Annotated in this window: 1 pseudogene; it reads right to left on the bottom strand. The window is 67.2% G+C overall.

Annotated features, from left to right (window positions below):
• A pseudogene (locus GTW67_RS23830) lies at nucleotides 1–436 on the bottom strand (glucose-6-phosphate dehydrogenase); the annotation flags it as partial.

The following is a 436-nucleotide window of genomic DNA, read 5'->3' as shown; positions in this document are numbered from 1 at the left end:
CGCAGCGCCAGGATGTTCTGGACGGTCTCCTTGCCCAGGTAGTGGTCGATGCGGAAGACCTGCTCCGGGTCGAACACGTCGTGCACGAGCGCGTTCAGGTCGCAGGCGCTGTCCAGGTCGTGCCCGAACGGCTTCTCGATCACCGCGCGGCGCCACGAGCCCTCCGGAGCGTCGGCGAGACCGTGCTTCTTGAGCTGCTGGACGACCTTCGGGAAGAACTTCGGCGGCACCGAGAGATAGAAGGCGTAGTTGCCGCTGGTGCCCCGGGAGGCGTCCAGCTCCTCCACTGCCTTGCGCAGCTGTTCGAACGCCTCGTCGTCGTCGAAGTCACCGGGGATGAAGCGCATGCCCTCGGCGAGCTGCTGCCAGACCTCCTCGCGGAACGGCGTGCGCGCGTGCTCCTTGACGGCGTCGTGCACGACCTGGGCGAAGTCCT

Origin of the sequence: Streptomyces sp. SID5910 (genome assembly GCF_009862125.1) — a bacterium.
Classification (GTDB): Bacteria; Actinomycetota; Actinomycetes; order Streptomycetales; family Streptomycetaceae; genus Streptomyces.
The sequence above is the reverse complement of the archived record's forward strand: the minus strand, read 5'-3'. Positions and strand labels throughout refer to the sequence as shown.